The organism is Cellvibrio fibrivorans, from assembly GCF_031457055.1.
Classification (GTDB): Bacteria; Pseudomonadota; Gammaproteobacteria; order Pseudomonadales; family Cellvibrionaceae; genus Cellvibrio; species Cellvibrio fibrivorans.
This window is the reverse complement of sequence record NZ_JAVDVX010000007.1, coordinates 281678-307961: the sequence shown is the minus strand read 5'-3', so window position 1 is coordinate 307961 and position 26284 is coordinate 281678. Positions and strand designations below refer to the sequence as shown.

22 protein-coding genes are annotated in these 26284 nt (G+C 48.0%); 19 read left to right on the top strand and 3 right to left on the bottom strand.

Translation table 11 applies throughout. The features are described 5' to 3' along the window. The first annotated feature begins 7 nt into the window (after positions 1-7). The 19 genes from rsmH (at position 8) to J2X05_RS18360 (ending at position 24514) form a co-directional block, all read left to right on the top strand. The gene (gene rsmH, locus J2X05_RS18450) at positions 8-937 is read left to right on the top strand and encodes a 16S rRNA (cytosine(1402)-N(4))-methyltransferase RsmH (RefSeq protein ID WP_310075344.1); all 930 of its coding nucleotides are present in this window, start codon (positions 8-10) and stop codon (positions 935-937) included. 80 nt (positions 938-1017) lie between these two features. Beyond that, positions 1018-1374, top strand: a complete 357-nt coding sequence (ftsL, locus tag J2X05_RS18445; RefSeq protein ID WP_310075342.1) for a cell division protein FtsL — start codon at positions 1018-1020, stop codon at positions 1372-1374. Then, complete coding sequence (locus tag J2X05_RS18440) at positions 1371-3194, top strand: peptidoglycan D,D-transpeptidase FtsI family protein (protein ID WP_310075339.1); 1824 nt, start codon at positions 1371-1373, stop codon at positions 3192-3194. Before ftsL ends, J2X05_RS18440 begins: the two co-directional genes overlap by 4 nt. Then, entirely contained in the window at positions 3194-4771 is a 1578-nt protein-coding gene (locus J2X05_RS18435; RefSeq protein ID WP_310075337.1) for a UDP-N-acetylmuramoyl-L-alanyl-D-glutamate--2,6-diaminopimelate ligase, read from the top strand. The genes J2X05_RS18440 and J2X05_RS18435 overlap by 1 nt, the downstream gene beginning before the upstream one ends. Further along, positions 4768-6159, top strand: a complete 1392-nt coding sequence (locus J2X05_RS18430; RefSeq protein ID WP_310075334.1) for a UDP-N-acetylmuramoyl-tripeptide--D-alanyl-D-alanine ligase — start codon at positions 4768-4770, stop codon at positions 6157-6159. Before J2X05_RS18435 ends, J2X05_RS18430 begins: the two co-directional genes overlap by 4 nt. Further along, complete coding sequence (mraY, locus tag J2X05_RS18425) at positions 6159-7241, top strand: phospho-N-acetylmuramoyl-pentapeptide-transferase (RefSeq protein ID WP_310075331.1); 1083 nt, start codon at positions 6159-6161, stop codon at positions 7239-7241. Before J2X05_RS18430 ends, mraY begins: the two co-directional genes overlap by 1 nt. Before the next feature lie 74 nt (positions 7242-7315). Further along, positions 7316-8656 carry a UDP-N-acetylmuramoyl-L-alanine--D-glutamate ligase gene (murD, locus tag J2X05_RS18420; RefSeq protein ID WP_310075412.1) on the top strand — a complete coding sequence of 447 codons (1341 nt, stop codon included), beginning with the start codon at positions 7316-7318 and terminating at the stop codon, positions 8654-8656. Further along, positions 8653-9852, top strand: coding sequence for a putative lipid II flippase FtsW (gene ftsW / locus J2X05_RS18415; RefSeq protein WP_310075329.1), 1200 nt, complete (start codon positions 8653-8655; stop codon positions 9850-9852). Before murD ends, ftsW begins: the two co-directional genes overlap by 4 nt. After that, positions 9849-10955, top strand: coding sequence for an undecaprenyldiphospho-muramoylpentapeptide beta-N-acetylglucosaminyltransferase (murG, locus tag J2X05_RS18410; RefSeq protein WP_310075325.1), 1107 nt, complete (start codon positions 9849-9851; stop codon positions 10953-10955). Before ftsW ends, murG begins: the two co-directional genes overlap by 4 nt. A gap of 37 nt (positions 10956-10992) precedes the next feature. Then, positions 10993-12381, top strand: a complete 1389-nt coding sequence (gene murC / locus J2X05_RS18405; protein ID WP_310075410.1) for a UDP-N-acetylmuramate--L-alanine ligase — start codon at positions 10993-10995, stop codon at positions 12379-12381. 14 nt (positions 12382-12395) lie between these two features. Beyond that, complete coding sequence (locus J2X05_RS18400) at positions 12396-13367, top strand: D-alanine--D-alanine ligase (RefSeq protein WP_310075322.1); 972 nt, start codon at positions 12396-12398, stop codon at positions 13365-13367. A gap of 25 nt (positions 13368-13392) precedes the next feature. Further along, positions 13393-14502, top strand: a complete 1110-nt coding sequence (locus J2X05_RS18395; RefSeq protein WP_310075319.1) for a cell division protein FtsQ/DivIB — start codon at positions 13393-13395, stop codon at positions 14500-14502. Positions 14503-14558: 56 nt separating this feature from the next. Continuing rightward, positions 14559-15797: a cell division protein FtsA gene (gene ftsA, locus J2X05_RS18390; protein ID WP_310075316.1), complete on the top strand. Its 1239-nt coding sequence runs from the start codon at positions 14559-14561 to the stop codon at positions 15795-15797. A gap of 50 nt (positions 15798-15847) precedes the next feature. Further along, positions 15848-17029: a cell division protein FtsZ gene (gene ftsZ / locus J2X05_RS18385; RefSeq protein WP_310075310.1), complete on the top strand. Its 1182-nt coding sequence runs from the start codon at positions 15848-15850 to the stop codon at positions 17027-17029. Positions 17030-17161: 132 nt separating this feature from the next. Beyond that, complete coding sequence (lpxC, locus tag J2X05_RS18380; protein ID WP_310075307.1) at positions 17162-18073, top strand: UDP-3-O-acyl-N-acetylglucosamine deacetylase; 912 nt, start codon at positions 17162-17164, stop codon at positions 18071-18073. Between the two features lie 334 nt (positions 18074-18407). Further along, positions 18408-19337 carry a peptidoglycan DD-metalloendopeptidase family protein gene (locus tag J2X05_RS18375; RefSeq protein WP_310075305.1) on the top strand — a complete coding sequence of 310 codons (930 nt, stop codon included), beginning with the start codon at positions 18408-18410 and terminating at the stop codon, positions 19335-19337. Between the two features lie 157 nt (positions 19338-19494). After that, positions 19495-22227, top strand: a complete 2733-nt coding sequence (gene secA / locus J2X05_RS18370; protein ID WP_310075302.1) for a preprotein translocase subunit SecA — start codon at positions 19495-19497, stop codon at positions 22225-22227. Between the two features lie 96 nt (positions 22228-22323). Further along, positions 22324-23544 carry a bifunctional glutamate N-acetyltransferase/amino-acid acetyltransferase ArgJ gene (gene argJ / locus J2X05_RS18365; RefSeq protein WP_310075299.1) on the top strand — a complete coding sequence of 407 codons (1221 nt, stop codon included), beginning with the start codon at positions 22324-22326 and terminating at the stop codon, positions 23542-23544. 16 nt (positions 23545-23560) lie between these two features. Next, positions 23561-24514, top strand: coding sequence for a Nudix family hydrolase (locus tag J2X05_RS18360; protein ID WP_310075296.1), 954 nt, complete (start codon positions 23561-23563; stop codon positions 24512-24514). A gap of 28 nt (positions 24515-24542) precedes the next feature. On the opposite strand, the gene yacG is transcribed toward J2X05_RS18360, so the two are convergent. Genes yacG through J2X05_RS18345 form a run of 3 tightly spaced genes read right to left on the bottom strand, consistent with a single transcriptional unit; the run spans position 24543 to position 26284 of the window. Further along, the gene (gene yacG / locus J2X05_RS18355) at positions 24543-24755 is read right to left on the bottom strand and encodes a DNA gyrase inhibitor YacG (RefSeq protein ID WP_310075293.1); all 213 of its coding nucleotides are present in this window, start codon (positions 24753-24755) and stop codon (positions 24543-24545) included. A gap of 6 nt (positions 24756-24761) precedes the next feature. Continuing rightward, positions 24762-25376: a dephospho-CoA kinase gene (gene coaE / locus J2X05_RS18350; protein ID WP_310075291.1), complete on the bottom strand. Its 615-nt coding sequence runs from the start codon at positions 25374-25376 to the stop codon at positions 24762-24764. Between the two features lie 11 nt (positions 25377-25387). Continuing rightward, positions 25388-26284, bottom strand: coding sequence for a prepilin peptidase (locus J2X05_RS18345; protein ID WP_310075289.1), 897 nt, complete (start codon positions 26282-26284; stop codon positions 25388-25390).

The following is a 26284-nucleotide window of genomic DNA, read 5'->3' as shown; positions in this document are numbered from 1 at the left end:
TACCGGCGTGGCTGACTCACAACATATAACCGTGCTCTTGAATGAGGCGGTCGCGGCGCTAGTTACCGATACATCGGGCTTTTATGTAGATGGCACCTTCGGGCGCGGCGGTCACAGTGCACTGATTATGAAGCAGTTATCTGTCGATGGTCGGCTTCTCGGAATCGATAAAGATTTGGCTGCGATAGCCACTGCCAATGCCCGCTTTGCGGATGATGACCGTTTTTCCATTGCCCATGGCTCTTTCGCAGAGCTGGCGCAGTTAGTTGCTGAGCGCGATATGACCGGGAAAGTTGCCGGTGTATTGCTGGATTTGGGGGTGTCATCACCGCAGTTGGATGAGGCCGAGCGCGGTTTTAGCTTTATGCAGGATGGTCCACTCGATATGCGAATGGATCAGACCCGCGGCCAAAGTGCGGCGGAGTGGGTAAATACTGCAAGTGAAGACGATATCACCTGGGTGTTTAAAGAGTATGGAGAGGAGCGTTTTGCCAAGCGGATGGCGCGCGCCATTATCGCCGAGCGCCAAAAGACTCCATTCACGCGCACCAAGCATTTGGCGGAAGTGATTAAAGAGGCGAATCCAGCGTGGGAAAAAGGTAAGCATCCCGCAACGCGCGCCTTCCAGGCAATTCGTATTCAGGTCAACAGCGAGTTGATCGATCTTGATTCGGTGTTGGAGCAGGCTCTCGCCGTTCTCGCTCCCGGTGGTCGCTTGGTAGTAATTAGCTTTCACTCGCTTGAGGATCGTGCGGTCAAGCGCTTTATTCGTCGTCAGGAGTTGGGAGATCCCGTACCCAAAGGCCTGCCGATTCGCGATGACCAATTAAATAAACGTATGCGCTCGCTTGGCAAGGCGATCAAAGCGAGCGACGAAGAGGTGAATGCCAACGTGCGCTCGCGCAGCGCCGTTATGCGTGTGGCGGAGAAGTTGTAAATCCCGGTTTTGCGTCACTAGCGGTAACCCGATCTACCAGTACGAGATCACTCGATAAATTTATAAACTCCAGGGATTCCATGAACAGAAGTCACCCATCACAACCAAAGCCGCTATCACCAGGTGTCATCCTGGTTGTGGCGTTTTTGTGGGTGGCAACATTAGCGTCTGCGATAGGGGTGGTCGCCACGACACAAGTAGTCCGTCGCGATGTAAACAGCCTTGAAACCCTGCGTCGTGAAGCATCCCAACTACAAGTGCAGTGGGGGCAATATCTGCTCGAACAAAGCACCTGGGCGGCCTATGGCCGTGTAGAAAATGCGGCAGTTTCTGAGCTCAATATGATGGCACCAACGCCGGAAGAGATGGTGATGATCTCCGGTAACCATGTGATTGAAAAGCACAACCAGGCAGAGCCTGCGGCAGGTGGACAATGAATCGCCCCTCGGCATTCGAGCCGCGTACTGCGCGCCCACCATTGCAGCCTGCACGCAAGCCGCTGAAGGTTGCGCGCTGGCGCTTCTATGGTGTCGGCATTCTGTTGGTGCTGTTGGTGATGGTGCTAATTGGTCATGTTGCCAGCCTGCAAGTTTTACCAAATGCCGATAAAGGCTACGAATTCCTGCAGGATCAAGGTGAGTCACGCACCCTGCGCACTGAAGTTATCCCTGCGTATCGCGGCGTGATTACCGATCGCAATGGCGATCCGCTAGCGGTGAGCACGCCGGTATCCACGCTCTGGGCAAATCCCAAAGTGTTATTGCAAGCCCCGCATCGCTGGGGTGAATTGGCGCAGGCGCTAAAGCTCAATAAAGCCGAATTGGAAACACGCCTCGCGCGCTACGGTACAAAAGAATTTATGTACTTGCAGCGTCAAATGTCTCCCGAAGCCGCGCAAGCGGTTTTGGTATTAGATATCCCCGGTGTTTACGAGCAAATTGAATACCATCGTTATTACCCCGCTGCAGAAGTTGCTGCGCATTTAGTCGGAATGACGGATGTAGATGATCGCGGTCAGGAAGGGATGGAGCTAGCTTACGATGCATGGCTCACCGGTGAGAACGGCGCGAAAGAAGTTGTGAAAGACTTACGTGGCCGCACCGTAAAAGAGTTGCGTCTGGTGAAAGCGGCGCGTCCGGGGCAAAACCTCACACTCAGCATTGATCTGCGTTTGCAATATCTCGCTCATCGCGAATTAAAAAAAGCAGTGGAAGATGCTGGTGCAGTTGCCGGTTCGATCGTGATTCTGGATGTGCTCACTGGCGAAGTGCTCGCCATTTCCAATTTACCCTCTTATAACCCGAATGATCGCAGCCGCGCGCGCGGTGCTGGTTTGCGCAATCGCGCGATTACTGATTTGTATGAGCCGGGTTCTACAGTGAAACCCTGGGTAATTCTCGCTGCGCTGGAAAGTGGCAAATTTAAATCGGAAGATATTATTGATACCAACCCCGGTTACTTTATGGTTGGTAGTAAGCCAATCAAAGATCATCAAAACTATGGCGCGATGGATTTGGCAATGGCAATTGCAAAATCATCCAACATTGCGATGACTAAAATTTCCTTTGCATTAGATACCAATACCGTGCGCGACATGTATGAACGCCTGGGTGTTGGCCAACCTATAGGTACCGGGTTTCCCGGCGAATCTGCCGGGCATTTACCTGTGTTGAAGCCCGCGCAAAAAATTGAGCGCGCCAATTTTTCTTATGGTTATGCGCTCAGCAGCACGGTGCTGCAAACCGTGCAAGCTTATGGAGTGATAGCAACTGGCGGTGTTAAGCGTCCGGTTTCATTGTTGCGCGTGGATACACCGCCGGACGGTCAGCGTGTTGTTGAGCAAAAATACACCAACCAGGTAAAAGAAATGCTTAAGCGCGTGGTATCTGCTGAAGGTACTGGTAGTAGAGCACGTGCGATTTCCTATTCGGTAGCGGGAAAAACCGGCACTGCTTACAAGGCTGTAAACGGGAAATATTCCAGCTTACAAATTAGTTCGTTTATAGGCATGGCGCCGGTCGATAATCCGCGCATTGTGGCTATGGTCGTGATCGACGAACCCAAGGGCGGCGGCATTATGGGAAACGGGGGTATTGTTGCGGCGCCCGCATTCTCCAAAGTAGCGGAAGATGCGCTGCGTATGTTGCAAGTTCCGCCCGACAATATTCGCGGTGCAGATGATAAAGCCTTAACTGCAGAGCCTGCGATTAAAGCTGCACCTAAAAATCCTGTTCATGACGAGAGGTCAGAAACCTGATGGCCACTCATTATCAAACTCACAGTGTTGCGCTTGCCGATCTATTACCCGACCTGGTACTGGATAAAGCGGCCAGTATTATGGTGCGCAATTTATGTCTCGATACCCGCCAATTAAAAACAGGTGATGCATTTATTGCGTTGGCGGGAATTAAGGTTGATGGCCGTAATTTTATTGCCAAAGCGATTGAATTGGGTGCAGCCGCCATTTTAGTTGAGGCAGATAAAAACTGGCAGGGTATTGCTTGGTTGGGAGCGGTGCCGGTTATTGCAATCGATAATTTGCCTTCCCGGGTGAGCGAAATTGCCGGTCACTTTTTCGGTGAGCCGAGCAAAAAAATTCAATTGATTGGTATTACTGGCACTAACGGTAAAACCACGTGCAGTCTGCTGGCAGCACAAATGCTTGCACGGTTGCAAAAAAAGTCGGCCGTTGTTGGGACTATCGGTTACGGTTTGCTGGATATCTCGGTAATCGCACCGCTTGCGCAACAAATCGGCTTGCTCACATCAACAGGTCTAACAACGCCTGACCCAATTACGTTGCAGCGTATTTTGAGCGAATTGGTTAGTGGTGGTGCTGCTTCGATTGCGATTGAGGTGTCATCACACAGTTTGCAACAAAAGCGTGTTGCTGGTTTACATTTTACCAGTGCGATTTTTACCAATCTCACCCAGGATCACTTGGATTACCACGGTGATCTAAACAGCTACGGCAATGCAAAAGCGCAGCTATTGCAAATGCCGCAGTTGAGAACAGCCATTATTAATCTTGATGATGATTGGGCAAGTAGTTTGGTGAAAAAAGCCCCGACCAATGTAAACATCATTAGTTACTCAACCGAAAAAATAGCTGACGTTTACGCAACAAATAGTGAACTACATGCACAGGGTGTGCGTGCACATTTGCATACTCCCTGGGGTGACGCCGATATAGATTCGCCACTATTGGGGCAATTTAATCTTAGTAATTTGCTTGCTGTGATTGCTGCTTTGGGAGCACAAGGATTTAAGTTGGAACAATTGTTGCCACTAATTGCGCAATTAGAACCTGCTCCTGGCCGCATGCAGTTAGTCACGGTCGATCAATCTGCGCAAGAAATTCAAGTCATTGTCGACTATGCCCATACGCCGGATGCGCTCGAAAACACCTTGAATGCAATTCATCAACACAAAGCCGGCCGCGTGTGGACTGTGTTTGGATGTGGTGGTGATCGCGATAGAAGCAAGCGCCCGCAAATGGGAAAAATCGCCGAGCGCTTGAGTGATTATGTAATCGTCACGAATGACAATCCTCGTTCAGAAGAGCCTTCAAGTATTGCGGCAGAAATTGTGCGCGGTATGAATCACCCAAGCGGTTGTTTGGTGATTGCCGATCGCGCTCAGGCAATTGATTTTGCCGTACAACAAGCCAAGGCGGGCGACATAGTGTTAATTGCGGGTAAAGGTCACGAGGATTACCAAATTTTCGCAACCCAAACCCTTCCCTTCAGCGATAGCAAACACGCGCGCTTGTCGTTGCAACGCCGTATCGCCAAACATGAAAATGACAATCAGTCACCCGAGGCTCACTCATGATCAAGCCTCTTACTTTAAAGTGGGTTGAAGAATTTATTGCTACCAATAAACCCTTGCGTGCAGTTACTGCACAGCTGAAACAGGGCGATGTGGAATTTACCCGTGTGAATACTGATTCGCGCACCCTGGCAGAAGGCGAATTATTTATTGCCCTGCGCGGTGAGCGTTTTGATGCGCACGATTTTATTAATGATGCTGTTGCGAAAAAACCTTGTGCCCTGGTGGTTGAGCGGTTTTTCCCCGACATCAAATTGCCGCAATTAGTTGTCAGCGATTCGTTGCTGGTACTTGGCCAGATTGCAGCGCTCAATCGCAGTTTATTCTTACGTCCGATTATTGCGATTACGGGTAGCAGTGGCAAAACCACCGTTAAAACCTTGCTCTCCGGCATTCTTGCCGAGTGTGGTTCAACGCACGCGACCAAAGGTAATTTTAATAATCATATTGGTGTGCCTTTAACGCTGTTGCAGTTGGAAGCGCATCATGAATTTGCGGTGATTGAAATGGGTGCGAGTGGCCCAGGCGAAATTGAGTACCTTTGCTCACTCGCCAAACCGCAAATTGCGATGGTGAATAATGTGATGGCTGCGCATATCCAGGGCTTTGGTTCCTTGCAAGGTGTGGCGCGTGCAAAAGGTGAAATTTATGCAGCACTGCCGACTACCGGTACTGCAGTCGTCAATATCGATGATCGTTTTGCCCCGGATTGGTTGGCGACCTTAACCAATCGTCGAATTATTCGTGTTTCCTTTCAAAATCGCGACGCTGATTGTTTTGCGCAGGATATTGAACCTAGTGCTAACAGCATTGAGTTTTCTATTAATTTGCATGGTGCATCTACGCAGGTCAGCGTCAATGCACAAGGTGAGCATAACGTGCGCAATGCGTTAATGGCTGCTGCCTGTGCGTCGGCCGTGGGCGCAAATTTGCAACAAATTAAACAAGGCTTGGCGAGTTTTGCTCCCGTTGCCGGCCGCATGAGTCGTCACATTGGCTTCAATGAAGCGCAAATTATCGATGATAGTTACAACGCTAACCCGGGTTCAGTGCGTGCCGCTATAGATGTGCTCGCGCAAAAATCACAAGGTATTTTGGTGTTGGGTGATTTGGGTGAGTTGGGGCCGGAAGCGCCGCAGTTACACACTGAATTAGGTGAGTATGCCCGTGCAAAAAAAATCGCCAACGTATTTACCGTGGGCAAGCTCAGTGAAAATGCCTCGCGCGCGTTTGGTAAAGGCGCGCTGCATTTTGCCGATCAACCCACCCTGGTCGAACACCTGAAAAAAATTGCCAATAAGGATACCACTTTACTTATAAAAGGCTCGCGCAGCGCCGCTATGGATCTAGTTGTGCGCCAGCTCTGTGATTCAGCGGGGGGCTCACACTAATGCTGTACTGGCTATCAGAATACTTACAGGAATACCTGCGCAGCTTTGCAGTGTTTCAATATTTAACCGTGCGCGCCATTTTAGGTGTGCTTACCGCATTAGGTATTTCGTTATTACTCGGCCCTTGGTTCATTCGCCGGTTAACCGAATTACGTATCGGCCAATCGGTTCGCAACGACGGTCCGCAATCCCATTTGAGTAAATCCGGCACACCGACCATGGGTGGTGCATTAATTTTATCGGCCATTTTTATCAGCACCTTGTTGTGGGCTGATTTATCCAACCGTTATGTGTGGGTTGTGTTAATTGTCACTGCGATTTTTGGTGCGGTAGGTTGGGTGGATGATTATCGCAAAGTCGCAAAGCGCGATTCACGTGGATTGCCAGCGCGTTGGAAATATTTTTGGCAATCCATAGCCGGTTTTGGCGCGGCGATATTCTTGTATTACACCGCGCAGAGTCCAGCGGAAACTCAATTGTTTATTCCCTTCTTCAAAAATGTCGCGCTCGATTTAGGTTTGTTCTACATCGTCTTCACCTATTTCGTGATCGTTGGTACCAGCAATGCGGTTAATTTAACCGATGGCTTGGACGGCCTTGCGATTATGCCAAGTGTGATGGTGGCCGGTGCTTTGGCATTGATCGCCTACCTTTCGGGGCATTCACAATTTTCACAATATTTGAATATTGCCTACATCCCCGGTGCGGGTGAATTAGTGGTGTTTTGCTGTGCGTTAGTGGGTGCCGGTCTGGGATTTTTATGGTTCAACACTTACCCCGCCCAAGTATTTATGGGTGATGTAGGCGCGCTGGCATTAGGTGCTGCATTGGGTTTGATCGCAGTAATCGTTCGCCACGAAATCGTACTGTTTATTATGGGCGGTATTTTTGTACTGGAAACCGTGTCAGTGATTTTGCAGGTAGCTTCATTCAAATTAACCGGTCGCCGTATTTTTCGCATGGCGCCTATTCATCATCACTTTGAATTAAAAGGTTGGCCGGAGCCGCGTGTGATTGTGCGTTTTTGGATTATCACCTTGGTGCTGGTGTTGATTGGCCTGGCGACATTAAAGCTGCGTTAGATAAAGCCTGATGAAGGCCGTGAAATTTATTAACTGTTAAACAAGAATGCGAGAGAGAAAACACAGTGAGCCAAATGATTGCCACCAGTAAAGTAAAAGCGATTATCGGCACCGGTATCACCGGGTTGTCGGTGGCGCGCTTTTTGGCGGCACAAGGGCAGGCGTTTGTGTTGATGGATACACGCAGCAATCCGCCCAATCTTGAAAAAGTCCAACACGAGTTTCCCGGTGTCACCATTATTTGTGGTGAATTGGATCTGCACACCTTGTTGGCATGCGATGAAATTATTGTCAGCCCCGGTGTGGCAATTGCAACTCCGGCAATTGAGCAAGCCAAAGCTGCGGGCATTTCTGTTGTTGGTGATATCGAATTATTTGTGCGCGCGGCGAAAGCACCGATTGTCGCGATCACTGGGTCCAATGCCAAAAGTACGGTTACAACGCTAGTGGGTGAGATGGCTAAGGTGGCAGGCATGAATGTTGCCGTTGGCGGCAACCTGGGTACACCAGCACTGGAGTTGCTAAATGATGCAGTTGAACTTTATGTAATGGAATTATCCAGTTTCCAATTGGAGACGGTTACTAAGCTCAATGCCAAAGTGGCCACCATTTTAAATATCAGCGCTGATCATCTGGATCGTTACGAAAACATGCGCGCTTACATTCTTGCGAAGTTGCGCGTGTATTTTGGTGCTGAGCATATTGTGGTAAATCGCAAAGACATTCTGACCCATCCACCTTTGGCTGCGGGTGTTAAACCTGTTTATTTTGGTGGTAATGCCGACTTTGGCAGCTTCGGTTTGATTCAAGATAGTGATGGTGAATTTCTCGCAAAAAATCTTACGCCATTAATGGCAACAAAAGAATTGAAAATTCGTGGTCGCCATAATGTCGATAACGCGCTTGCCGCCTTGGCATTGGGGGATGCAGCAGGCATTCCTATGGATGCCATGCTTGCTACCTTGAAATCGTTTAGTGGCTTGCGTCACCGCTGCGAATTTGTCGCAGAAAAAAATGCAGTGGAATTTTATAACGATTCCAAAGGCACCAACATAGGCGCAACCCTTGCAGCTATCCAGGGCTTGGCGCGCGACCCACAACAATTAATCGTTATCTTGGGTGGCGAAGGTAAAGGGCAGGATTTTACTGAGTTGACGCCTGCCTTGCGCTCAATTAATAGCAAAGTCGTTTTAATTGGTCGCGATGCACCGATTATTGCCGAGGCTATTGGTGATGCGGCGAGAATTATTTATGCCGATTCAATGCAAGATGCGGTCAACAAAGCCTTCACAGCTGCAAAATCTGGCGATGCAGTGTTGTTGTCTCCCGCTTGCGCCAGTTTCGATATGTTTAAAAACTATGAAGATCGTGGTGAAAAATTCTGCCTCGCCGTGCAGGAGGTAGTTGCATCATGATTAACGCGACCACCCATTTCAATCAATTGCCCCTGAGCCAACGTATCGATTGGCCGTTGTTGTGCTTATGGTTAGCACTTATGTCAATTGGTTTGATTATGGTGGCTTCCGCTTCAGTTTCTTTTGCGGCGCTGACCTATAACGATGCCTGGTTTTTTGCCAAACGCCACGCGGTGTATATGTTGCTCGGTATCGTGCTAGCGATGTTTGTGGTGTGTGTACCAATGAGTGTATGGCAGCGTTATGCGGGACATTTTTTATTGCTTACTTTTTTCTTGCTGGTAATCGTATTGATTCCCGGTATTGGTAAAAAAGTAAATGGAAGTCAGCGCTGGTTCAGTCTTGGTGTTATATCCATTCAAGTGTCTGAGATCGCCAAATTTTGTGCAGTGGTATTTTTTGCCAGTTTTTTTGCGCGCCGTTATCAAGAATTACATTTTGGCTGGCAAGGTTTTCTGAAGCCCTTAATGGTTGTCGGTGTATTTGTGGGCTTATTGTTGTTGGAGCCAGACTTTGGTAGCTCGGTAGTCTTGAGTGCAACCGTATTCGCCATGATGTTTATTGCCGGTGTGCGCATGCTGCACTTCCTGCTATTAATTGTTATCGGTGTCGGTGGCTTGGCAGCTGTTGCTGTACTTTCCCCTTACCGTATGCAGCGTTTGATTACCTTCCTTGATCCTTGGGCTGACCAATTTAATACCGGCTACCAACTCACCCAGTCGCTGATTGGTTTTGGCCGGGGTGAATGGTTTGGGCTGGGCTTAGGTAATAGTTTGCAAAAGCTGTTCTTTTTACCTGAAGCGCACACCGATTTTATTTTTGCAATTATCGCGGAAGAATTTGGTCTGATTGGTGCGATTGTTTTATTGGGCATATTCGCTGCGTTGATCCTGCGTATTTTTAATGTGGCTAAACAAAATTTAGCCGCTGGAAAAATGTTCCCGGCTTTAGCCACATTTGGTATTGCGATTTTGTTTTCGTTCCAGGTCTTTATCAATATGGGCGTTTCCTCAGGGTTACTCCCGACAAAAGGTCTGACCTTGCCTTTTATTAGTTACGGTGGCAGTAGCTTGTTAATTTGTTGCGTGTTAATGGCATTTGTAATGCGCGTCCAATGGGAACTCGCTGGATATGTTCCTGCCGTGCCGGAAATTGCAAAAACTCCCCGTAGAAGTTTGGTGGAGGCGGCGACATGAACACCCCTGCTGCAAAAAATATCTCGGTGTTAATCATGGCCGGCGGTACCGGTGGCCATGTGTTTCCCGCATTGGCTGTAGCTGAAGAATTGCGCACGCGCGGTGCAACGATCAATTGGTTAGGAACTGGGCGCGGAATAGAAAATCGTTTGGTTCCTGCAGCAAATATCAAATTGCATCTTATTAAAGTAGAGGGTGTGCGCGGTCGCGGTCTGATCGGACTGGTAAAGGCGCCATTCCTGATTATGTATGCATTGCTGCAAGCCTTGAGTGTCATGCGCCAGATTAAACCGGATGTGGTCTTAGGTTTTGGTGGCTTTGCATCTGGCCCTGGTGGGTTAGCGGCAAAATTATCCCGTATACCTTTGGTTATTCATGAGCAAAATGCAGTAGCAGGAACAACCAATCGTTTGCTTGCAAAGGTTGCAAATAAAGTACTCGCCGCATTTCCTAATGCTTTTGGTGATGCTGGTAATGAGCAGGTTGTCGGCAATCCGGTGCGTGAACAGATCAAGAATCTTTCTGCCGTACAAGATCGGTACGCTGAAAGGGCGCAACAAAAGCTGCCGTTACAACTGTTAGTTGTGGGTGGCAGTTTGGGTGCAAAAGCGATCAACGAGTTGGTACCGGAAGCGTTGGCGGAACTGCCGCTCGATGCACGTCCACAAGTCTGGCATCAAACCGGTAAAGGTCATGCGGAAGCGACGACGGCGCTGTACATGCAGCATCAAGTCAATGCCAAAGTCACCGAGTTTATTGATGACATGGCGGCTGCTTATGCCTGGGCTGATGTAGTGATTTGCCGCGCGGGTGCGTTAACTGTATCGGAATTAATGTTGGCCGGTGTTGCCTCGATATTAATTCCATTGCCGAGTGCGATTGATGATCACCAGACATTTAATGCAAAAAATTTAACCGAAGCCGGTGCGGGCATTGCATTGGTGCAAAAAGATTTAACGGCAGCAAAATTAGCTGCTTTGTTGTTAACCGAATTAGCTGACCGCAATCACTTGATGTCGATGGCGGAAAAAGCGCAGCAATTGGCCAAGCCTGATGCTGCTACGCAAGTGGCTGATATTTGTGAGGAGGTAGCCCGTGGATAAATCTACACAGACGTCCATAGGTCATTGTGTTCCAGAAATGCGCCGTATTCGCCGTATTCATTTTATTGGAATTGGCGGTGCAGGTATGAGTGGCATCGCTGAAGTGTTGTTGAATCAGGGCTATGAAATTTCCGGTTCTGATATTAAAGAGTCCAGCGTTACCGAGCGTTTGGTCAGTAAGGGCGCGACGGTATTTATTGGCCATTCAGCAGATAATGTTCGCGGTGCGGATGTCGTGGTGAATTCCAGCGCAGTGAATGCGAGCAATCCGGAAATGCTGGGCGCGCGCGAATTGCGTATCCCAATCGTGCGCCGCGCGGAAATGCTGGGCGAGTTGATGCGCTATCGCCACGGTATTGCAGTAGCGGGCACCCATGGCAAAACCACCACTACCAGTTTGCTCGCATCAATTCTTGCGGCGGCAAAACAGGATCCAACGTTTATTATTGGCGGCTTGGTCAATAGCACAGGTACCAATGCGCAATTAGGTGCGAGCCGTTATTTGGTTGCTGAAGCCGATGAAAGCGACGCATCGTTTTTGCATTTACAGCCAATGGTCGCAATTGTTACTAATATCGACGCTGACCATATGGAAACCTATGGTGGCGATTTTTCCAAGCTGAAAAAAACCTTTATCGAATTTTTACACAACCTGCCGTTTTACGGCTTGGCAGTACTCTGCGGTGAAGATCCGGTAATCCGCGACATTATCCCGGAAGTGTCGCGCCCGATTTTGACTTACGGTTTTGGCGATCATTGCGATTTCCGCGCGATCAATATCAAGCAAGACAAAATGCATTCCGAGTTTGATGTGCTTCGCCCCGGTCACGACAAACCATTGCATATCCGCATCAATATTCCTGGCATTCACAATGTATTGAATGCAGCGGCGGTAATTGCAGTTGCAACCGATGAAGGTATTAGTGACGAAGCAATTCAATCTGGCCTTGAAAACTTTCAAGGTGTTGGCCGCCGCTTTCAAGTCTACGGTAATTTTCCGGTGGGCGACGGCGAAGCAATGTTGGTCGATGATTACGGCCATCACCCACGTGAAGTGGCTGCCGTTATTAAAGCGGTGCGCGATGGTTGGCCGGAGCGTCGCTTGGTAATGATTTATCAACCACACCGATACACGCGTACGCGCGATCTGTACGAAGATTTTGTCGAGGTGCTGTCGACTGCCGATGCATTAATTATGTTGGAAGTTTATAGCGCAGGTGAAGATGCGATTCCCGGTGCTGACAGTCGTCATCTTTGCCGCAGTATTCGCGCACGCGGTGTTATCGAACCCATTTTTGTGGAAACGGTTGATGGCGTTCCGGCAATAGTGAAAGACATAGTGCGCGCCGGTGACATAGTGATCACACAAGGCGCAGGTAATGTGGGTGTTCTCTCCCCTGAATTAGCAAAACGACAATTGCGTTAGAGGTTAATCAAGTGATGCAAGCAGTAACTCTGCCGATCAGTGAAACATTGAAAAAACAATTGGGCCGCGTAGGTGTGCTCTTTGGTGGTTTGTCGGCTGAACGTGAAATTTCCCTGCAAAGCGGTGCGGCGGTTATCGCTGCTTTAGCTGAAGCGGGCGTTGAACATGTTGCTATTGATGTAGGCGATAACATTATTGCGGATATTAAAGCGGCAAATATTGATCGCGCTTTTCTTATTTTGCACGGCCCTGGTGGTGAGGATGGCCGTATCCAGGCGCTGCTTGAATTTTTAAATATTCCTTACACCGGCAGTGATGTTGCATCATCGGCGTTGGCGATGGATAAATTGCGCACTAAACAATTGTGGCGCGGCGTAGATATCAATGGGGTGCAAGGTTTACCTACACCGGAATTTGCGGTACTAACCCAGGGTTCTGATTTTGCAAAAGTACTGGCAACTTTGGGCGGTGAAGTCATGGTGAAACCGGCCAATGAAGGTTCAAGCATTGGCATGTCTCGGGTGAATAATGCTTCAGATCTGGAGCTTGCGTTTCAAAAAGCCGCGCAATACCAAGGCAGTGTGTTGGTGGAACGGTTGATTGTAGGGGCTGAATACACAGTGGCAATTTTGGACGGCGAAGCTCTGCCGCCGATTAAGTTGGAAACTGACCACACGTTTTATGATTTCAATGCGAAATATATTGCCGACGATACTCGCTACCTTTGCCCCTGTGGTTTGCCTGCTGAAAAAGAACAGGAATTAAAAACGCTCGCACTTAATGCTTTTACTACGGTGGGTTGCCGCGGATGGGGGCGCGTCGATGTGATGGCAGATGCGCAGCAAAACTTTTATCTGTTAGAGGTCAATACCGCACCGGGTATGACCAGCCACAGTTTGGTCCCTATGGCAGCAAAAGCGATTGGGTTGTCATTTGCAGAGTTGGTGCTCACCGTTTTGCGCGCAAGCCTCGCGGTGAAAGTATAAATGCGCAGTGGCTATGTGAATAAACATGCGTGATATGAAAGGCGAGCGCATCGAACCGAGGATTGGTAACGAGCGAGACGATGCCGAGGTGGCAAAATCGACGCGCCGCAATCGCGCCGCTGAAACTGCGCGCGATAGTCGCAGTGAATCTGTAGCGACCAGCCGAATAGTGCGCGATGTGTTACTGGATAGTCCATCATCGCGTTATGTTCCACCGGATTTGCCGGTTGCCCCGCAAGATGGAACGGTAAAACGTGAGCGCGGTTATACCAAGGCATCACCTCAAGGGCGCAGGGAGCGTGAAACGAGACAAAAAACAGGGCGCGCTGAAAAGAAGTTTTGGCAAAAATGGAACTTCTCTTGGGTCAATCGCAAATTAGGTGCAGTTATTTTTGTGATTGGGCTGTGTTTCGGGATTTATTGGGTCAGTGGTCCCGTTGCCAAAGTATTTGAGCGTCCAATTAAAAGTGTAGTTGTGGAAGGCGATTTTAATTTCATCACCAAACAGCGTGCGACTGAGCTGATCGGCAATGAAATCGATGGCGATTTTTTGCAGTTGGATTTGATGCAGCTGAAAAATGCGTTGCTAGGTGATCCCTGGGTAGAAAAAGTGACCTTGAATCGTCGCTGGCCGGATACCTTGGTCGTTAAGATTTCTGAACAAAAGCCAATTGCCCGCTGGGGTGATGGATTTTTAAATCAGCGTGGAGAAATTGTCCTTGTTGATGAAGCAAGCAAACTTTCCGGCTTGCCTTGGTTGCAAGGAAGTGAAGCCGATGCACCGGAAATTTTGCAGCAATATCAGGATTTATCCCAACTTTTGCGTTCACGTGGGTTGGAAGTTATCGCATTAAAGTGCGATAACAAAAAATCATGGCGATTAACGATAAAAAATCACGTAGAAATTGCACTTGGACGCGATCAAGTGATGGAAAAAATGCGTAGATTTGTTACTGTATACGACACGCATTTAAGTAATGTTTGGTTGGATGTAAAAGCAATAGATTTACGATACACAAATGGAGTTGCAGTGCGTTGGGTAGCTGACTCGGCAACGGCAAAAAAGTACATAAAAAGCCAAGCTCAAGTAAAGCTACCTAGTCCAGCGGCTCCGAATACTCCACAGATTAATTGAACAAGAAAATCGCCAGTTGCTTGAATTGGCTCACTACTGGCAAATGAGGTTTATGAATGGCAAACGCTAGCGACAACAAAATGATTGTAGGCCTGGATATAGGCACATCCAAGGTTGTCGCGATCGTTGGCGCGATCACCCCGGAAGGACAATTGGAAATTGTTGGAATTGGTTCGCACCGTTCTAATGGTTTGAAAAAAGGCGTGGTTGTGAATATTGAATCGACCGTGCTGTCGATCCAACGTGCTATCGAAGAAGCAGAATTGATGGCAGGTTGCCAAATTCACTCGGTTTATGCGGGTATCGCCGGTAGCCATATTCGCAGTTTGAACTCACACGGTATTGTGGCGATTCGCGATCGCGAAGTATTTTCCCAGGACTTGGAACGCGTAATTGATGCGGCGCAAGCAGTGGCAATCCCCGCCGACCAAAAAATCCTGCACATTTTGCCGCAAGAGTTTTTGATTGATGACCAGGATGGCGTAAAAGAACCCTTGGGTATGTCAGGTGTGCGCCTGGAGGCCAAAGTGCATTTGGTCACTTGCGCGGTGAATGCGGCACAAAATATTGAAAAGTGTATTCGTCGCTGCGGACTGGAAGTGGAAGACATCATTCTTGAGCAGTTGGCTTCCAGCTATTCGGTGTTAACCGATGACGAAAAAGAATTAGGCGTGTGTGTAGTGGATATCGGCGGTGGTACCACCGATATCGCCATTTTTAAAGACGGTGCAATTCGTCACACTGGCGTTATCCCGATTGCAGGCGATCAAGTGACCAATGACATCGCCATGGCATTGCGCACTCCAACACCTAACGCAGAAGAAATCAAAATTAAGTATGCCTGTGCGCTCGCGAAATTAACCAGCCCGGATGAGACCATCAAAGTGCCAAGTGTTGGTGATCGTCAACCGCGCGATTTGTCCCGTCAGGCGCTCGCTGAAGTTGTTGAGCCGCGCTACGACGAATTATTTACGCTGATCCAGGCAGAGCTGCGTCGCAGTGGTTATGAAGATTTAATTGCGGCGGGGATTGTATTGACTGGTGGGACTTCCAAAATGGAAGGTGTTATCGAGTTAGCAGAAGAAATTTTTCATATGCCCGTTAGGCTCGGTGCCCCACAGAACATTCGCGGTTTATCCGATATCGTAAACAATCCCATTTATTCGACGGGTGTAGGTTTGTTGATTTACGCCATGAAGCAACAACAGGGTAGTAGCCGCTCATCGACTACGACCAAAGAATCGCAAGGTTCAATTTTTAGCAAGATCAAAAAAATATTCCAGAGCAATTTTTAACCAAATTTTATTTCACAGATTGAGTCAAGGGAAACAAAAGGGGTGTGGCCATGTTTGAATTAGTCGATAGCATTCATCAGAACGCAGTAATCAAAGTGATCGGTGTTGGTGGTGGCGGCGGAAACGCAGTCAAACACATGATCGCCAGTAAAATTGAAGGCGTAGAATTTATTTGCGCCAACACCGATTCGCAAGCATTGAAAGATATAGATGCGCGCACCGTATTGCAGCTTGGCAATTCCATGACCAAAGGTCTGGGGGCTGGCGCTAATCCGGAAATCGGTCGTCAAGCCGCGATGGAAGATCGCGAGCGCATCGCTGAAGTATTACGCGGCGCAGATATGGTATTTATCGCCGCCGGTATGGGTGGTGGTACAGGTACGGGCGCTGCGCCAGTTGTTGCTGAAGTCGCGCGTGACTTGGGCATTTTGACTGTTGCTGTGGTGACCAAGCCTTTTCCATTCGAAGGCCGCAAGCGCATGGTAATTGCGGATGCCGGTATTAAAGAGCTGAGCGAACGTGTTGACTCGCTGATTACAATTCCTAACGAAAAATTGTTGTCAGTTTTGGGAAAATCAACCAGCTTGCTCGACGCTTTCAAAGCGGCAAACAATGTATTGCTCGGTGCAGTACAGGGTATTGCAGACCTGATTATTCGCCCGGGTATGATCAACGTAGACTTTGCTGACGTAAGAACAGTTATGTCGGAAATGGGTATGGCGATGATGGGTACCGGTCGTGCGACTGGTGAAAATCGTGCACGTGAAGCAGCTGAAGCGGCCATTCGCAGTCCATTGCTGGAAGATGTGAACCTGCAAGGCGCGCGCGGTATTCTGGTTAACATTACCGCTGGTATTGATCTTTCTTTGGGTGAGTACTCTGAAGTGGGTAGCATCATTGAAGAGTTTGCCTCAGGCGATGCGACTGTGGTTGTGGGCACGGTTATCGATCCTGAAATGACTAACGAGCTGCGCGTTACTGTGGTTGCAACGGGCCTGGGAATCGCAAAAGCTGCTGCGACAGCGAAGGAAGTAAAACCAGCGCCGACCAAAGTGATCGACAACACCCGTCGTCCTGCAACTCCACCCGTAGATTATGCAGCGCTTGATCGCCCTGCACATCTGCGTGCTAACGCGCATTCGTCCAACGCGGCTGCTTTGGCTGCACCTTTGGGTGATAAGGAATTGGAATATCTTGATATTCCTGCTTTCCTGCGTCGTCAGGCGGATTAATCGGCTTTTGGCTATAGGGGAGATTGCCAGTTTTAACTGGTTGGTAGTTTCCCTGATTGGTAACATGCCCATGAAAATCAAGCCGTACCTGCTGTGCGGTGTTGAAACGGTAAGACGAGTAAGGGGTAGAAAATGATCAAACAGCGCACGCTTAAAAATGCGATACGTACTACCGGTGTCGGTTTGCATACAGGGGATCAGATCCATCTGACCCTTTTGCCAGCCCCCGTTGATACGGGCATAGTCTTTCGCCGTGTGGATTTGAATCCGCCGGTAGAGATTAAAGCAACCGCGAAAAATGTAGGAGAAACGACACTTTCTACCTGCCTGATCAAAGATGACGTCCGTGTTTCAACTGTTGAACACTTGATGTCGGCTATGGCCGGGTTGGGTATTGATAATGCGATTGTCGAATTAAATGCGCCTGAAATTCCGATCATGGATGGCAGCGCCGGTCCCTTTGTGTTTTTGATTCAATCTGCCGGTGTCCAGGAACAGAATGCGCCTAAAAAATTCGTCCGCATTAAAAAAGAAGTCACCTTGAGGGATGGCGACAAGTTCGCCAGTTTTATCCCTTTTGATGGCTTCAAAGTGTCTTTTTCTATCGAGTTTGATCATCCCGTATTTAAAGATCGTCGCCCGCAAACTGAACTTGAGTTCTCCAGCTCGACCTTTGTGAAAGACATCAGCCGTGCACGCACCTTTGGGTTTATGCATGAGATCGAATATCTGCGCTCCAAAGGCTTGGCTCGTGGCGGCAGTATGGATAACGCGATTGTGGTGGATCAATACAAGATTCTTAACGAGGATGGCCTGCGTTTTGAAGACGAGTTTGTGAAGCACAAGGTGCTGGATGCCATCGGCGATTTATACATGCTGGGTAATAGTTTGATCTGCGAATACAAGGCGCATAAGTCGGGGCATTCATTAAATAATCGGGCATTGCGATTGCTAATTGAACAGCCGGATGCCTGGGAGTTGGTCACATTTGAGGAAAACCAGCAATTACCTATTACTTATATGCAGCCCATAGCGGCAGCTTGATTCCATTTGGCGCAGTGTTCGTTTTGTGAACGCTGCCTAAATTTCTACTTGTTAAAACCTTCCTATCTGTGCGATATTTCGGACATGCACTCGCTTGGGTGTGTTGCAAGGAATTTCCGCACTGTCATATTTCCTTCGTGAAATTTGTGTAACTGGCTGTTTTAAAACACTTTTTATTAGCGGCTCAATAACCTGAAAGTGTTTTTATTGGATGTCAAACTGCGTCTCGCCTGGAAGTGAGCCGCGATCTGAAAGTCGAAATTTTTATCGAAAATCCTATCGGGTAAAGCCCGAAGCGAACGGTTTTTTAACCTATAAAAAAGTAGATTTCTGAATGAAGATTATTATCGTCAACAAAGATCATGCGCAGGCTCGCAGTTTTACCCTGGGTGGGTGGACTCGTGCGTTCCTGTCCGTATGTCTGCTGGGGATTCCCACCTTTGTTGGCGCTTGGGGTTATAGCTGGCTGGTATCTGACGAGCGCGATGGCTTCTTTAATACTGACACCAAAGCTTGGATGGATATTCTTTCTGCACGTGAATCTGAAATTGAACAGGAGCGTGAAGCCTCCGAAGCACAGATAGCGGCGCTGACGAGTAAGATGGGAGAATTGCAGGCGCGCTTGATGCGGCTTGATGCCCTTGGTGAAAAGCTCACCTCGGCTGCCAACCTGGAGCAGGGGGAATTTGATTTCAGCCAAGTCCCTGCACTTGGTGGCCCCTCCAAAGCGAGTCCGGATACTCTTTACGCCACCCCCGATTTTTTTGCTGCAATAGATCAGCTATCCCAACAAGTCGACAGCCGCGAGCAACAACTCAATACCATAGAAGCATTGCTTACCAACCGCAGCTTACAGCAGGAGACTTTGGTTTCCGGTGCGCCTGTTGCCAATGCATGGGTTTCGTCGCGCTATGGTTATCGCAAAGATCCCTTCACGGGCAAGACCGAGTTTCATTCGGGGATAGATTTCACTGCTCGCAAAGGCAGTAAAGTCAGTACGGTTGCCGCAGGTATTGTCAATTGGTCCGGCCGCCATCCTGAATATGGCAACATGGTTGAGATCAAACATGGCGATGGTTTGGTTACCCGCTATGCGCATAACACCTCTAATCTTGTTAAGGCAGGTGACGTCGTAAAAAAAGGGCAAGTGATTGCCCTGTCGGGGTCGACCGGGCGATCGACAGCACCCCATGTCCACTTTGAAGTTTATAAAAATGGCCGCGTGGTCGATCCTGCCAGTTATATCCGCCGCACCAACCGCTAAGTTTTTCCCTCCAGCTGACAGCAGATTTCACACTTGCTTTAGTTAGCACCTTCCTATTTACTTGCCAGCCTTGCCTTCAGGCACATTCAGGTTGTTTTGCCTGTATTTCGCTGAGCAAAATTTATTCAGTCTATTGGATTTTCACGGTATTAAAAAAATGATCGGTAAGTTAATCAAAGCAGTTTTTGGTTCAAAAAATGAGCGTGAATTAAAGCGCATGAATAAAGTTGTGATGCGTATTAATGCACTTGAGCCGGATATGCAAAAGCTCAGTGATGAGCAGCTCAAGGCAAAGACAGCAGAATTTCGCGAACGTTATCAAAAGGGTGAAACCCTCGACCAATTGTTGCCGGAAGCGTTTGCAACCGTGCGTGAAGCAGGACGCCGTGTGTTAGGTATGCGTCATTTTGATGTGCAGATGATTGGTGGTATGACTTTGCACGAAGGCCGCATTGCAGAGATGCGTACCGGTGAAGGTAAAACCTTGGTGTCTACACTGCCGAGTTATCTTCATGCTTTGGCAGGTAAAGGTGTACACATTGTTACCGTGAACGATTACCTCGCAAGCCGTGACGCCAACTGGATGATGCCGCTCTATGAATTCTTGGGAATGACGGTTGGTGTCATTCAATCCATGCAGCCACAAGCGGTTAAGCGAGCTGCGTATGCTGCTGATGTTACTTACGGCACCAACAATGAATATGGTTTTGATTATCTACGCGATAACATGGCGTTGAGTAAGCGCGATAAGGTTCAGCGCGATCTTAATTTCGCTGTGATCGACGAAGTGGATTCGATTCTTATTGATGAAGCGAGAACACCGCTGATTATTTCCGGCGCAGCAGAAAATAGTGCGGAAATGTATAAGCGTGTTAATCAGTTAGTATTAAAACTGAAACGCCAGATTGATAACGGTGAAGACGGTGATCGTCGCGTTATTACTGACCCAGGCCATTTTAGTGTTGATGAAAAATCGCGTCAGATTGAACTAACGGAAGATGGCCATCAAAAAGTAGAAGATTTATTGATTCAAGCGGGCTTGTTACAGCCCGATCAAAATCTTTATGCGGCGAATAATCTGTCGCTATTGCATCATGTTAACTCTGCTCTGCGCGCTCATGCACTTTTCCATCTGAATGTGGAATACATCGTTCAGGAAGGACAGGTGGTATTAATTGATGAGCACACTGGTCGTACCATGCCCGGTCGTCGCTTGTCGGAAGGTCTTCATCAGGCGATTGAAGCCAAAGAAGGCGTTGCGATTCAAAGTGAGAGCCAGACTCTTGCATCAACTACATTCCAAAACTACTTCCGTCTCTATCCAACCTTGTCCGGTATGACCGGTACCGCAGATACCGAAGCTTATGAATTCCGTGAAATTTATGGCTTGGATGTGGTGGTAATTCCTACAAACAAAACTGTATTGCGTTTGGATATGAACGATAAGGTTTTCCTGTCGCTCGAAGAAAAATATCTCGCAATTGTTGAAGATATTAAATTGTTCCAAGCGAAAAATGCCCCCATTTTGGTGGGTACCGCATCGATTGAAACTTCAGAAGAAATGTCGCGTCGTTTGACTGCTGCAGGCATTAAACATCAAGTGCTCAATGCAAAATTCCATGCACAGGAAGCTGAAATTATTGCGCAGGCTGGTCGCCCAGCGACTGTGACAATTGCAACGAACATGGCTGGTCGCGGTACTGATATTGTATTGGGTGGACGTTGGGAATCTGATGTGGCCAAGCTTGAAAACCCAACACCAGAGCAGATTGAGGCTGTTAAAGCTGAGTGGAAAATTCGCCATGAAACTGTGCTGGCTGCCGGTGGTTTACACATTATCGGTACTGAGCGTCATGAATCGCGCCGCATAGACAACCAGTTGCGCGGTCGTGCCGGTCGTCAGGGTGACCCCGGTCTTACGCGTTTTTATTTGTCACTGGAAGATAATTTAATGCGTATCTTTGCCTCCGAGCGCGTGCGTAATTTTATGCAAGCATTGGGTATGGAAAAGGGTGAGGCAATCGAGCATCGCATGGTGAATAACGCTATCGAAAAAGCCCAGCGTAAAGTTGAAGGCCGCAACTTTGATATTCGTAAACAACTGCTTGAATTTGATGATGTAGCTAACGATCAGCGTCAAATTATTTATCATCAGCGCAATGAATTATTGGATGCCGACTCAATCCGCGAAACCATCACTGCAGTTCGCGAAGAAGTGGTAGATGATTTGGTGAATGGATTTATTCCGCCACAATCCATTGAAGATCAATGGGACGTTCCTGGTTTGGAAAAGCAAATTGAAACCGACTTTGGTTTGCGCTTGCCTATTGCCAAATGGTTGGAAGAAGACACTCGTTTGCATGAAGAAACTTTGCGCAAGAAAATTCTGTCAGAAATACAGGGTGTCTATGATGCGAAATGTGAGCGTGTTGGCGAGATAATGCTGGAAATTGAAAAGCAGGTTATGCTGCAAGTGCTTGACAATGCGTGGAAAGATCACCTCGCTACTATGGATCATCTGCGTCAGGGGATTAACTTGCGTTCGTATGCGCAAAAAAATCCAAAGCAAGAATACAAACGTGAGGCGTTCGAACTTTTCCAAAGTTTATTGATGACTGTGAAGCGAGAGACTGTCCATTTGATGGCGCGTGTTGAGCCGATTTCGCGCGAACAAATGGAAGAGATGGAGAATCAGCGTCGCGAAGAATTGGCACGTCAAAAAATGCAGTTGCGCCACGATGAGCTTTCTGCGCTTGGGCAGCCAGAGGAGCCACAAGCAGCAGCTCCTCGTGCGCAAGTGGTGCGCGAAGGGCGTAAGATCGGGCGCAATGATCCCTGTCCTTGTGGCTCTGGTAAAAAATACAAAAGTTGTCACGGTTCTTTAGAATAATTTTTACTGCCAGAGCCTCGCAATTGCGAGGCTCTGTGTATTTAAGTCGTGTTGATCGAAACAACCTGGTCATGAACAAATATCGAGATTCATATTATGGCAGTTGGTGAATATCCTTTTCCGCACATGCATCCTGTAAAGGGTGTGAAGTTAACCGCTGTGAGTGCGGGTATCAAAAAAGTGGGGCGTCGCGATGTGGTTTTATTTGAACTCGCTGAAGGCAGTGCTGTTGCCGGAGTGTTCACTAAAAATGCATTTTGCGCAGCGCCGGTTACGGTATGCAGGGAGCACCTTGCTGCTGCGCCGATCCGCTTTTTAGTTATTAATTCAGGTAACGCTAACGCCTGTACTGGTGAGCAAGGCCTGCTTGATGCAAAGGCCACTTGTGCTGCGATTGCACAGTTAAAAGGTGTTAAACCTGAGCAGGTGCTGCCATTTTCAACCGGCGTTATCGGTGAGCCATTGCCAGTGCAAAAAATTATTGCTGTAGTGCCAGAGGCGTTGGAAAAAGCGAATGAAAATGGCTGGGATGACGCCGGCGCAGGTATTATGACGACTGACACCCGCCCCAAAGGTTTCAGTCAGCAATTTGAGTATCAGGGCAAGATTATTACAGTAAACGGCATATCTAAAGGTGCCGGTATGATTAAACCCAATATGGCAACTATGCTGGGTTATATCGCAACTGATGCAAAAGTCTCGCAAGCGTTGTTGCAAGAATTAGCGCGTGAAGCCGCTGATAAATCATTCAATCGCATCACAATTGATGGTGATACATCTACTAACGACTCGTGTATTTTAATGGCCACAGGTCAAGTGGATCTGCCTGAGATCAACCGTGCAAGCGGTGAACTTTATGAAAAATTGCGCGACGTTATTATTGCTGCACACATCCATCTTGCCAAAAGTATTGTGAGTGATGGTGAGGGTGCAACCAAATTCGTAACTGTTGCAGTAAGTGGTGGCGCCAATCGCGATGAGTGTCTAGATGTTGCTTACGCCGTGGCGCATTCACCGCTGATTAAAACTGCGCTCTTTGCTTCTGATCCTAACTGGGGGCGCATTGTGGCGGCAATTGGTTATGCTGGTGTTCCGGGTTTGGATGCAACAAAGGTTCGTGTTCACCTAAACGATACGCTGATTGTTGAGCACGGTGGCCGTGCAAAAACCTATACAGAAGAGCAAGGGCAGGCAGTAATGAGTCAGCCTGATATCGCAATTAATATCAATTTGGGCCGTGGTGAGTTTGCAGAAACGGTATGGACTACTGACCTCTCATATGAATATGTTCGCATTAATGCGGACTATCGCTCTTAGTTTTTTGTAGATTATCGTGGCTAAATTAGTTCGTGTTGCTGTCGGTGTTATCGTTAATGCCGACGGCAAAATTCTTATCGCCAAACGCCCGTTGAGCGCTCACCAAGGTGGCTTGTGGGAGTTTCCTGGCGGTAAGGTTGATGCGGGTGAGACCATCGAGCGCGCACTTGTGCGTGAGTTGTACGAAGAGCTCGCGATTGATGTGCTTGCCAGTCAACCATTGATTCAGATTCGCCACCATTACCCTGATAAATCCGTTCTGCTTGATGTCCATAAAATCACCCAATTTCTGGGCACTCCTATCGGCAACGAAGGTCAACCAATCCAGTGGGTTGATGCTAAAGAGCTGAACAAATTTGCGTTTCCTGCAGCTAATCGACCCATTATTTCAGCAATTAATTTGCCGGAAAAATATGCGATTACGGGGGCTTATCTTGATAATGTTGATTTTATGGTGCGCCTGAATCGCGTTTTGGCGATGGACCTTCGTATAGTGCAATTCCGTGTAGCTGATTTTTGTGTGAATACGCATAAATCCTTATTGGATGAAGCAATTCAAGCAGTCAACCAATCAAATGGACGTTTGGTAATTAATAGTTCGCTTACGGATTTTAATCTCCTAACTCATTCCCTCCCGGATAAAAAATTAGGATTACATCTCAATCACCATCATGCGGCAGCAATTAATGCGCGACCAGTTGGGCAGGAGGTGCTGTTTGGTATCTCGTGCCACAACGCTGAAGAGATCACCCACGCGCAAAATATTGGTGCTGATTATTTACTCTTATCTCCCGTATTACCGACAGATTCACATCCATCTGCCAAGTTGCTTGGGTGGGAGTCATTTTCTGCTTTGGCGGAGCTAGCCAATATTCCGGTTTATGCATTGGGCGGCGTGGGTGAAGAGCATATAAAAACTGCCCAGTCTTGCGGCGCACAAGGTGTGGCTGGCATCAGCGCCTGGTGGTGATTTCCAATGCAATCACAAGCAAAATCTGTTAATGATTTGTCTCATCCTCTGAATTGATATCCAGATTGTCCCCCGCAATTCGGTGGCTTTCACTGGCCCATTCACCTAAATCAATCAAACGGCAACGGTCGCTGCAAAATGGCCGGTGCGGAAATTCGTCATTCCATAGCACTGTCTTTTTGCACGTAGGGCAAGCGAGTTTGAGTGACGTTAAATCAGAGTTCAGTGTGGTATTTTGCATAAATAATCAGTTCGTTTTTGCAGTGGATTGCGCTAATTCGAGATAAAGCTGGTGGAGTTTTTCAACCTGGGCATCCAGCTCATCAATACTGCCATGGTTTTGGATAATGTCAGTCGCCCGCGCGCAGCGCTCCTGCCGCGAGAGTTGGGTTTGCATAATGGCCTTTATCTGCGCTTCATTGCTTTTGTCGCGGTGGCTTGCGCGTTCAAGTTGGTGTTGTTCACTGGTGTCGATTACCAATATGCGATCAACTAACTGAAATTGCTGCGTTTCCAGCAGTAACGGCGATGCAAGAATGGCGTAAACACTCATTGCCCCTGCGAGCTGCCGGCGAATCTCTGTATTAATTATCGGGTGGAGTAGCGATTCAAGCCATTGTTTTTCACTGGGATTAGAAAAGATAATTTCACGCAGTTTACTGCGTTGTAGATTGCCTGTTGCATCCAGAATAACAGGTCCAAAATGTGCAGCAATTTGTGTTAATGCCGGTGAGCCCGGCTCAACTACTTCGCGTGCGACCACATCTGCATCGACAACCAGTATGCCGCGCTCAATAAATCGCTTGCTGGCTTCTGACTTGCCACTGCCAATGCCGCCAGTAAGTCCAATAATCAGAGGCATTTTTTTACAGCCTAATGTGCTACAAAAAGTTTTAAGTAGGATTGGTTGATGGTGTCACCCCAGATAAATGCAATCCAGCCAGCAATAGCCAGGTAGGGGCCAAAGGGGATGGGAATATTTTTATCGCGGCCGCGGATAACAATCATGCTGATACCAATAACGGCACCAACCAGAGACGATAACAAAATAATCTGCGGCAACATTTGCCAGCCCATCCAGGCTCCGAGCGCGGCAAGTAATTTAAAATCGCCGTAACCCATCCCCTCTTTACCAGTCAGCAGTTTAAATACCTTGTAGACAGACCAGAGTGCCAAATAACCTGCTATCGAGCCCCAGACTGCACTTGGCAGATCGGTAAATGTACCAAAACTATTTGCTATCAAGCCGAGCCAGAGTAGCGGAAGCGTTATGTCGTCGGGTAACAGATAAGTGTCAAAATCAATCATGGTCAACGCTATAAGCGACCAAGTAAATATCAACGCGGCCAATCCATTCCAATTAACACCAACATAATAAATAACCGCGACAGACAGCAAGCCGGTTGCCAATTCGATTATCGGGTAGCGAGCAGAGATCCCTGCTTTGCAGTTGGAGCATTTACCGCGTAAGAACAAATAGCTAATAACTGGAATATTTTCCCAAGGTTTAATCTTGTGACCGCAGTGAGGACAGCGGGAAACAGGAACCATCAAATTAAATGGTTCCTGTTTTGAATCGTTTGCGGGAAGGGCGGCTATGTCGCCATCATTAGTTATAAAATCACGACATTGGTTTTGCCAATCGCGTTCCATCATTTTTGGCAGGCGGTAAATAACAACGTTTAAAAAGCTGCCGACGAGTAAGCCAAGAACTAAGGTGCAAGCCAAACCCAATAGTGGATAGACTTGCAGAGCTGAAAAAAATGTCAC

What these genes read in the sequence shown, in the direction of transcription:
- ftsL (WP_310075342.1), top strand. Translation starts at nt 1,018, where the DNA reads ATGAACAGAAGTCACCCATCACAACCAAAGCCGCTATCACCAGGTGTC.
- yacG (WP_310075293.1), bottom strand. Translation starts at nt 24,755, where the DNA reads ATGCAAAATACCACACTGAACTCTGATTTAACGTCACTCAAACTCGCT.
- J2X05_RS18375 (WP_310075305.1), top strand. Translation starts at nt 18,408, where the DNA reads ATGAAGATTATTATCGTCAACAAAGATCATGCGCAGGCTCGCAGTTTT.
- mraY (WP_310075331.1), top strand. Translation starts at nt 6,159, where the DNA reads ATGCTGTACTGGCTATCAGAATACTTACAGGAATACCTGCGCAGCTTT.
- ftsZ (WP_310075310.1), top strand. Translation starts at nt 15,848, where the DNA reads ATGTTTGAATTAGTCGATAGCATTCATCAGAACGCAGTAATCAAAGTG.
- murD (WP_310075412.1), top strand. Translation starts at nt 7,316, where the DNA reads ATGATTGCCACCAGTAAAGTAAAAGCGATTATCGGCACCGGTATCACC.
- J2X05_RS18435 (WP_310075337.1), top strand. Translation starts at nt 3,194, where the DNA reads ATGGCCACTCATTATCAAACTCACAGTGTTGCGCTTGCCGATCTATTA.
- lpxC (WP_310075307.1), top strand. Translation starts at nt 17,162, where the DNA reads ATGATCAAACAGCGCACGCTTAAAAATGCGATACGTACTACCGGTGTC.
- ftsW (WP_310075329.1), top strand. Translation starts at nt 8,653, where the DNA reads ATGATTAACGCGACCACCCATTTCAATCAATTGCCCCTGAGCCAACGT.
- murC (WP_310075410.1), top strand. Translation starts at nt 10,993, where the DNA reads ATGCGCCGTATTCGCCGTATTCATTTTATTGGAATTGGCGGTGCAGGT.
- J2X05_RS18440 (WP_310075339.1), top strand. Translation starts at nt 1,371, where the DNA reads ATGAATCGCCCCTCGGCATTCGAGCCGCGTACTGCGCGCCCACCATTG.
- J2X05_RS18430 (WP_310075334.1), top strand. Translation starts at nt 4,768, where the DNA reads ATGATCAAGCCTCTTACTTTAAAGTGGGTTGAAGAATTTATTGCTACC.
- coaE (WP_310075291.1), bottom strand. Translation starts at nt 25,376, where the DNA reads ATGCCTCTGATTATTGGACTTACTGGCGGCATTGGCAGTGGCAAGTCA.
- J2X05_RS18395 (WP_310075319.1), top strand. Translation starts at nt 13,393, where the DNA reads ATGCGTGATATGAAAGGCGAGCGCATCGAACCGAGGATTGGTAACGAG.
- argJ (WP_310075299.1), top strand. Translation starts at nt 22,324, where the DNA reads ATGGCAGTTGGTGAATATCCTTTTCCGCACATGCATCCTGTAAAGGGT.
- J2X05_RS18400 (WP_310075322.1), top strand. Translation starts at nt 12,396, where the DNA reads ATGCAAGCAGTAACTCTGCCGATCAGTGAAACATTGAAAAAACAATTG.
- ftsA (WP_310075316.1), top strand. Translation starts at nt 14,559, where the DNA reads ATGGCAAACGCTAGCGACAACAAAATGATTGTAGGCCTGGATATAGGC.
- secA (WP_310075302.1), top strand. Translation starts at nt 19,495, where the DNA reads ATGATCGGTAAGTTAATCAAAGCAGTTTTTGGTTCAAAAAATGAGCGT.
- murG (WP_310075325.1), top strand. Translation starts at nt 9,849, where the DNA reads ATGAACACCCCTGCTGCAAAAAATATCTCGGTGTTAATCATGGCCGGC.